Consider the following 7,145-nt stretch of genomic DNA (forward strand, 5'->3'; position numbering starts at 1 on the left):
ATGGAAAAGGGCGGCAATGACCAGTAGTCATTGGACGGAGGTCGACGGCCCCGGCCGCCCCAGGCGGGTCCGTTCCGGTGCTCGCTCGCGGGCGAGGTCAGAGCGCCCGACAGGGATCGTGTACGGACTGTGATCGAGCTGAACGTGTCGATCGAGATAGCGCGTCCGGCGGCCGAGATATGGCGGATCATCGCCGACTTCGGCCAGGATCCCCGATGGCGGGCGGGTGTGACCACCATGGCGCCGGACCCGCCGGGCCTCGTCGTCCCGGGTACCACCACGGACGAATCCATCACTTTCGGGGGCCGTGTCCATCACACCGGCAGCGTGGTGACCTCGGTGGTTCCCGGGACGGAGTTCGCCTGGCGGATGATCTCGGGGATCGACGCCGAGGGCGGCAGGTCGGTCGTGCCGCTGGACGGCGACCGGTGCCTGGTGACCGTTCACCTCAGGATCAGGCTCCGCGGCCTGCAGCGCCTGCGTGTCCCCTTTGTCAGACGCGTGCTCAGGAACAAGCTCCAGCAGGACCTCCGCCGCCTCGGCGACCTGGTCATCGCGCGCGCGTGACCGTCATCTGCAACTCGGTCACCCAGCTGTCATGGTCGTCGGGTGGGCAGTCGATGGAGACCTCCCGCGCGAGTCCGACACCCCGGTAGCCGTGCTCGTCGATCCAGTGGGCCAGCGTCTGGAACGTCGGGCCCGTCTGCTCCATCGAGCCGCGGTGAATGATGGTGGCGGCCGACTCGATCTCCGGCAGGTCCACGATCGCGAAGTCGTAGTCGCCGCCCGTCTCCGCGGAGACCTCCAACCCGGCGTGCACGGTCACCCGGCCGTCGGCCTCCGGCTCGTAGCGGGCGATGCCATAACCGGTGATCCTTACTCCGGCGGTCTCGATCCTCCGGCACAGGTCGTCGAAGAGCGGCTGGATGACGGGGCCGATGTCCTCGGCGTCGTAGCTCGCCGCGACGGCGGTGAGCTCCGCCACGCGGGTCGCGGGGATCGGCTTGAGCAGAACCTCTTCGGGATGCATGTGACCTTCCTTGGCGATTGTCGTGAGCCTTACTTCCACCCGGATCAGCCGCGCCGCGTCCGCCGCGATCCGCTCCTCCAGTTCCGCGCGGCGCAACCGCAGCATCCCGTGAAGCTCTGCGGCGTCGACCCGCTCGTCCAGGATCGAACCGACCTGGTGCAGGGTGAAGCCGAGGTCCTTCAGGGCGATGACGCGGTTGAGCCGTGACAGCTGGTCGGCCCGGTAGAAGCGGTGACCGGCCGGGTCGACATGGGCGGGCTGAAGTAGGCCGATCGCGTCGTAGTGGCGCAACATGCGCACCGACACGCGGCCGAGCTGGGCGAACTCTCCTATGCTGAACATGGTGCCTTCAGGTATAGGGGCTGACACCGTGTCAGCCGCAACCTCAGATCCGCCCCCTGCGGATAACCGGTTGTCCGGCCGTTCCCCACCCGGGAAGCATGGTGGTCATGTCACTGCGTTTTCACGAGATCGCCGAGGGCGGTCACCGCATCCTCAACCCGTTCACGAACGACAAGCTGGCGCTGCTCGGCGAGGTCGCCAGGCTCCGGCGGGGAGCCCGCCTGCTCGACCTGTGCTGCGGCAAGGCGGAGATGCTCTGCCAGTGGTCTCTCGCCCACGGGATCGAGGGGGTCGGGGTCGACATCAGCGACGTCTTCCTCGACGCGGCGCGTGCCAGGGCCAGGGAACTCGGGGTCGCCGATCGCGTACGCCTGGAGAAGGGTGACGCCGGAGCCTACCCGGCGGAGCCGGGGGCGTTCGACGTCGTGTCCTGCCTGGGGGCGACCTGGATCGGCAACGGGCTGGAGGGAACGGTCAAGCTGATGCTCCCCTCGCTGAAGGAGGACGGGATCCTGCTCGTCGGCGAGCCGTACTGGAACTCCGAGCCGCCCGCGGCGGCATACGAGTCGTTCGGGTTCGGACCGGACGACTTCACCTCGCTGGCGGGGACCTTCGACAGGTTCGAGGCGGCAGGGGTCGAGGTGCTGGAGATGGTCCTCGCCGACCAGGACAGCTGGGACCGTTACGTGGCGAGCCAGTGGTGGACGCTGAGTGACTGGCTGCGTGACAATCCCGACGATCCCGACGTCGAGGGAGTGCGCGGCTTTTTGGAGCGCTGCCGCCGCTCGCATGTCGAGTACGGCAGGCAACACCTCGGCTGGGGTGTCTTCGTGCTGCGCCGTCGTTGACGGCTACTGGCGGGTAGGAATAGGTTCCCAGAGACCGGCTGGTCGGTTCGAGGGAGCTTGCATGCGGGTGCGGGACAAGGTCGTGGTGGTGACCGGGGCCTCGAGCGGGATCGGCCGGGCGATGGTCCGCAGGTTCGCCGACGAAGGGGCGGCCGGCGTGGTCGTGGCCGACATCGACGCGGCGGGTGCGACCGCGGTGGCCAGGGAGATCGGTGACCGGGCGGTCGCGGTACGGGCTGATGTGTCGGTCGAGGAGGACGTACGAGGCCTGGTCACCACCGCCGAGAGCGCCTTCGGCCCGGTCGGCCTGTTCTGTTCCAACGCCGGTGTCACCACCGGCCGCGGGCTCGACGCCACGAACCCGGACTGGACCCGGACGATCGCGGTGAACGTCCTCGCCCACGTCTACGCGGCACGCGCGGTCGTGCCCGGGATGGTCGAGCGCGGTGAGGGCTACCTGCTCAACACCTGTTCGGCGGCCGGGCTGGTGAGCTGCCCCGGAGACGCCCCCTACGCCGTGACCAAGTCGGCGGCGATCTCCTTCGCCGAGTGGGTGTCCATCCACTACGCGACCAGGGGCGTCAGGGTCAGCGTGCTCTGCCCGCAGAGCGTGCGCACCGCCATGTTCGAGCGCGGCGTCACCGCGGACCATCTCAGCGCGAGGGCGGCGGGCGCGTCGGGACCCGTCCTCGATCCTGAGGCCGTGGCCGACGCGGTGGTCGAGGGCCTCGCCGCCGAGCGGTTCCATATCTTTCCGCACCCCGAGGTCGCCGGCTTCGTCCGGCGCAAGGCCGAGGACCCCGACCGCTGGCTGACCGGAATGGCGCATTTCGTTGACTCGTTGCGGGCGTGATCGCCGGGGGCCGGCCTGACCGTCCGTGCCGGCTCAGTCCCTGGCGGCCGGATCGCCGACCTGGCCGATGAACAACGGGGTCAGCGTCGGCCGGTGAACGATCGCGAAGGCGAACGGGTGGTCGGCGCGGACCTCGGCCTCGGGCGTGGCCGGGGCCGATACGGCGAAGGCGAGGCCGGTGACGGCGGCGGCCTCGGTCCCCCACTCGTTCACCGTGATGTTGGCGCGGTGGACGGCCTGCTCAAGAGAGGCGCCGTCGGTGATGCCCGAATAGTCGGTCTCCCGCAGTCCCAGCTTCCCGAGCGGCTCCGCCAGGTCCAGGCTCGTGGAGAAGTCCCAGCGTGGCATGGCGAGCCTCACCGGCCGTTCCCTGAGCCCGGCGGCCACCCGTGCCATCACGGCGGGGGAGAGCAGGTCGCCGGGAGAACCGCCCGCCTGCGGTACGAGAACCCACATGGCCAGGTCACCGCCGGCGTACCGCAATTCCACGGCCTGCCAGCCGGGCCCCGCCGCGTACGGGAGGCCGCCGTCGCGGCGCATCAGGGCCGTACGCACGGTCGTGCCGTCCGCGCGGGTGAAGGAGGCGCCTTCCTCGGGCGGTTCGATGAACGGCGTCGTCCACTCGGCCCTGAGGTATACGGCGTTGGCGATGACCAGCCTGGTCCGTGGGCTCAGGTTGTCGAACACCTTCCTGATCCGCCCGGCTGTCCGCTCCTCGGCCCAGGCGTCGATGACCTTGGCGCCATCCCCGGTGAAGTCCACCTGGTGCACACCCGTGCCGTACTGTGCCGCGAGGGTGCGCAGGAACTCCGCCCTGACGCTCAGCCCTTCCTGGGTGAACAGCCCGTTGGCCATGCCCACGATCGCAGGGGCGGGGGTGTCCCGGGCATCCCGCTCCGCACCCGGGGCAGGAGGGGGTGGCGGGTCCTCGGTCGTGATGATCTGCCTGGTGAGCGCGTTGAGCGAGGTATGCGGTCCTGCTGAGGGGAAACCGAAGACCTCGTCGAGCTCGGTCGCGGTATCCGCGACCGCCCCCGCCCTCGCCAGGCCGAAGGCGTAACCGATGCTCAGGGGTGACAGGACGGCGTTGGCCCCGGGGCTCGCGGTCGCGGCGAACAGGGCATGCCCGAAGGACGTCAGACCACGTACGGTCTCCGCGACCGGAGGGTTCTCCGGGACCTCCCGCCGCACCTCCTCAGCGGTGATCACGTTGGGCTCGGCCATGGCGCACGATGACAGGACGGCGACGGCCAGCAGGGCGGGAAACAGTCGGCGCATGCTTCTAACACGCATGCCGTCGCACGGTGGTTCACCCTCGGCGCGGCGGGTGACGTCAGGTGAGTGCGGCGAAGGCGCCCGCCCCGATGAGGGCGACGGCCCAGGCGAGGTCGAGGTTGAACCACGCCTTGCGGAGCACCGCCACCCCCAGCCGTTCGTAGACGACCAGGGCCAGGACAGTGGCCGTCACCAGCATGGCCAGCGTGTGCACCCCGGTCGCCAGCAGGCTCTGCGAGGCCAGTGCGGTGGCGTCATGGCCCTCATGCCCTCCGTGTCCCTCATGCCCGCCGCGCAGGGTGACCGGGAGCACCATCAGGCCCGCTCCGTGCGCGGTGGCCATCAGGAACGACCATCCGGCCAGCTGCCACCTCGTCACCCTCATGCCGACCCAGCGGGGGTGGCGCCGTCTGAGCAGCCGCCAGAGGCCGAAGGCGCACACCAGGGCCGCCACACCGTACGAGATCGCTTTCGGCGGGGCGGCGAGCCGTGCCGCGGACACCAGCCCGAGCGTGATCAGCACCGAGCCCGCGTGGCCGAACACGATAGGCGGCAGCGCCCGGAGGACTCCGTCGCGCGAGCGCTCCTGCAGACCGAGCGCGACCGCGAAGAGCCAGCCCATGGCCGGGTTCAGGCCGTGGAAGGCACCGAGCCCGGCCAGGACGAGCAGGGACGTCAGATCCATCGGGCGGGCCTTTAGGGGAAGCAGTAGGAGTCGGAGGAGGAGTCGCCGCCCTGCAGGCGGATCTGGTGCGCACGGCGGCCGTCGGCGGCGAAGTCGACGAAGAAGCCGGGGTCGAGGGCGATCGAACCGTCGTCGGCGATGTCCACCTTCGCCATCCAGCCGGAGATGCCGTCGGGGTAGAAGACGTCGTCCCAGGACCGGTAGAGCGAGTTGGTGAAGTAGACCCGCCGCCCGTCCCTGCTGGTCTCGACCATCTGCGGCCCCCCGTTCAGCGCCCGGTCAGGGGCGGAAGGGTGGGCGTCGCGCCGGACGATCCCGCCGATTCGGACAGAGCCGGTCTCGCGCGGGGCGAACGGGTCGGAGACGTCGTACGCCTTGAGCTCGCCGGTGCCCCAGGCCGAGACGAGCAGGATCCGGTCGTCGAGGGTCAGGGAGATATCGCTGACCAGCGGCGGTACCGCGCCGAACTGCTTGAGCGGTTCGGGCAGCAGGTCGGGGTCGGCGGGCTCGGCTGGAATTGTGATCGTCTTGCGGGCCTTCCAGAGGCCGTCCTCCAGGTACCACGTGAAGATGCCGGCCGACAGGTCCTCGACGTTGATCACCGTGTTGACGAAGCCGTGGGTCTTGGTCGGGTCGTGGGCGGGCCGGAGCTCCAGGGCCATCTGATGCTGGTCACCCAGGTCGATCTCCTGGAGATGCCTGCGCTTGGCCAGGTCCCAGACGTGCAACTTGTGGCCGTACTGCCGGCCGACCAGCAGCTCCAGCGAGGGGCCCGGCTCGATCTGGTTGGGCGTCCCCCACTCGCTGGTGATCATCGTGTCGTGTCCGAGGTGCCACCAGAAGTCGTAGTGCAGCCGCTGTGACCCCCGGTCGGACTCCCAGCGGCCCTTTGGCTCGAAGGTGTCGTGGTCGAGAGTGAACACCCCGCCGGGCGCGTCGCCGTCCACGTTGCCGAGCGCGCTGACATAGATGGCGTCCGTGCCGCAGTGGACGGTGTGCGGGCGGCTGTAGCCGGTCTTCTTGAAGACCGTCTCCGGTTCGATCGTCTTGACGAGCTTGGGATGCCGGGGGTCGTCCTTGACGTCGAAGATGTAGATCCGGCTGGACCTCAGGCCGGGGAGGACCAGGTAGCGCCTTTCCACGTGCGGGTGCGGCGCGTACGGGCACAGGGCCGCGCTGCACACGTTCCAGCCGAAGTGATGGAGCTCGTCGCCGGGGACGGACATGTCGTGCACATCGATGATCGATCCGTCAGAGAGGTCGATCGTGGCGAGCCCATCGGGCCGGCCGTCGCCGGCCGCGTCGAGGAGGGCGACGTAGGCGAGCCCCTCCGGAGGGGCCAGCATGGCCTCGCGGGCGGACGGGTAGAAGGTGGGGTCAGGCTGGATGAGCGGCACAGCGAACTCCTGGACTCGTAGCCGGAACCGATATCCAACTAATCTTGTAGGAAAACTTCCCGCTGTCCAGGGGCATATCGCGTAGTCGGGGTGGAGGACTGCGATGCCCGGCGGTGTCGATTCGCGGGCCTGCGGAAGAGGAGACGACTTCGTGGGTGTGAGAACTTCAGGCAGGGGGGCGGACAGACAGCGAGGTACGGGGCGATGATGCCCCGTACCTCGCTGTCTGTCAGTTCTGTCGGTCAGTCGACGGCCACCTGCCCGGCACAGCCGTTCCCGAATGCCACTTTCCTGGTCCTAGGGACCTAAGGAGTGAACCGCTGGGCCGGGAGGTGTCAATCGACCTGTTCCCTGAGCTCTCCGGAAAACCTCAGCAGATTCTCACGGGAGAGCAGGCATGCATGGGAGTCCAGATGACCGGGGCGGTGATGATCGGCATCCTGATAACCGGTGGCTTGGTCGTCGGGGTGCTCAAAGTTCCCGATCCGGGCGGTCCGGGTGGTCCTTGCGGCCCTTCGGGACCTTGAGGACCTTCCGGACCTTCTGGTCCTGCGGGTCCTTCGGGTCCGGGTGCGCCGTCAGCGCCTGCTGGTCCTGCGGGTCCTTCCGGTCCTTCCGGTCCTGCGGGTCCTTCGGGTCCGGGTGCGCCGTCAGCGCCTGCTGGTCCTGCGGGTCCTTCCGGTCCTTCCGGTCCTGCGGGTCCTTCGGGTCCGTG

Annotated in this window: 7 protein-coding genes and 1 pseudogene; 3 read left to right on the forward strand and 5 right to left on the reverse strand. The window is 69.2% G+C overall.

The genetic code is table 11. From position 1 onward, the window contains the following. The first annotated feature begins 129 nt into the window (after positions 1-129). Complete coding sequence (locus ABT061_RS42280) at positions 130-567, forward strand: SRPBCC family protein (RefSeq protein ID WP_350928921.1); 438 nt, start codon at positions 130-132, stop codon at positions 565-567. Here ABT061_RS42280 and ABT061_RS42285 read toward each other — a convergent pair. Further along, positions 551-1,372 (reverse strand): MerR family transcriptional regulator, encoded by an 822-nt coding sequence (locus ABT061_RS42285; RefSeq protein WP_350928923.1) that lies wholly within the window; start codon positions 1,370-1,372, stop codon positions 551-553. The genes ABT061_RS42280 and ABT061_RS42285 overlap by 17 nt on opposite strands. Before the next feature lie 107 nt (positions 1,373-1,479). Between ABT061_RS42285 and ABT061_RS42290 the strand changes: the two genes are divergently transcribed. Together ABT061_RS42290 and ABT061_RS42295 are read left to right on the forward strand one after the other, a co-directional pair. Then, on the forward strand, positions 1,480-2,220 hold the full coding sequence (locus tag ABT061_RS42290) for an SAM-dependent methyltransferase (protein ID WP_350928925.1): 741 nt from the start codon (positions 1,480-1,482) through the stop codon (positions 2,218-2,220). A gap of 61 nt (positions 2,221-2,281) precedes the next feature. After that, positions 2,282-3,073, forward strand: a complete 792-nt coding sequence (locus tag ABT061_RS42295; protein ID WP_350928927.1) for an SDR family oxidoreductase — start codon at positions 2,282-2,284, stop codon at positions 3,071-3,073. 33 nt (positions 3,074-3,106) lie between these two features. Here the strand turns inward: ABT061_RS42295 and ABT061_RS42300 are convergent, their stop codons facing one another. The 4 genes and pseudogenes from ABT061_RS42300 to ABT061_RS42315 all read right to left on the reverse strand — a co-directional run. After that, positions 3,107-4,366: a serpin family protein gene (locus ABT061_RS42300; protein WP_350928929.1), complete on the reverse strand. Its 1,260-nt coding sequence runs from the start codon at positions 4,364-4,366 to the stop codon at positions 3,107-3,109. A gap of 40 nt (positions 4,367-4,406) precedes the next feature. Further along, a complete protein-coding gene (locus ABT061_RS42305; RefSeq protein WP_350928931.1) occupies positions 4,407-5,033 on the reverse strand; it encodes a hypothetical protein in 627 nt (208 codons plus the stop codon). Positions 5,034-5,044: 11 nt separating this feature from the next. After that, positions 5,045-6,430, reverse strand: coding sequence for a selenium-binding protein SBP56-related protein (locus ABT061_RS42310; RefSeq protein WP_350928933.1), 1,386 nt, complete (start codon positions 6,428-6,430; stop codon positions 5,045-5,047). 471 nt (positions 6,431-6,901) lie between these two features. Further along, a pseudogene (locus ABT061_RS42315) lies at positions 6,902-7,145 on the reverse strand (hypothetical protein); the annotation flags it as partial.

Origin of the sequence: Streptosporangium sp. NPDC002544 (assembly GCF_040295965.1) — a bacterium.
GTDB lineage: Bacteria > Actinomycetota > Actinomycetes > Streptosporangiales > Streptosporangiaceae > Streptosporangium.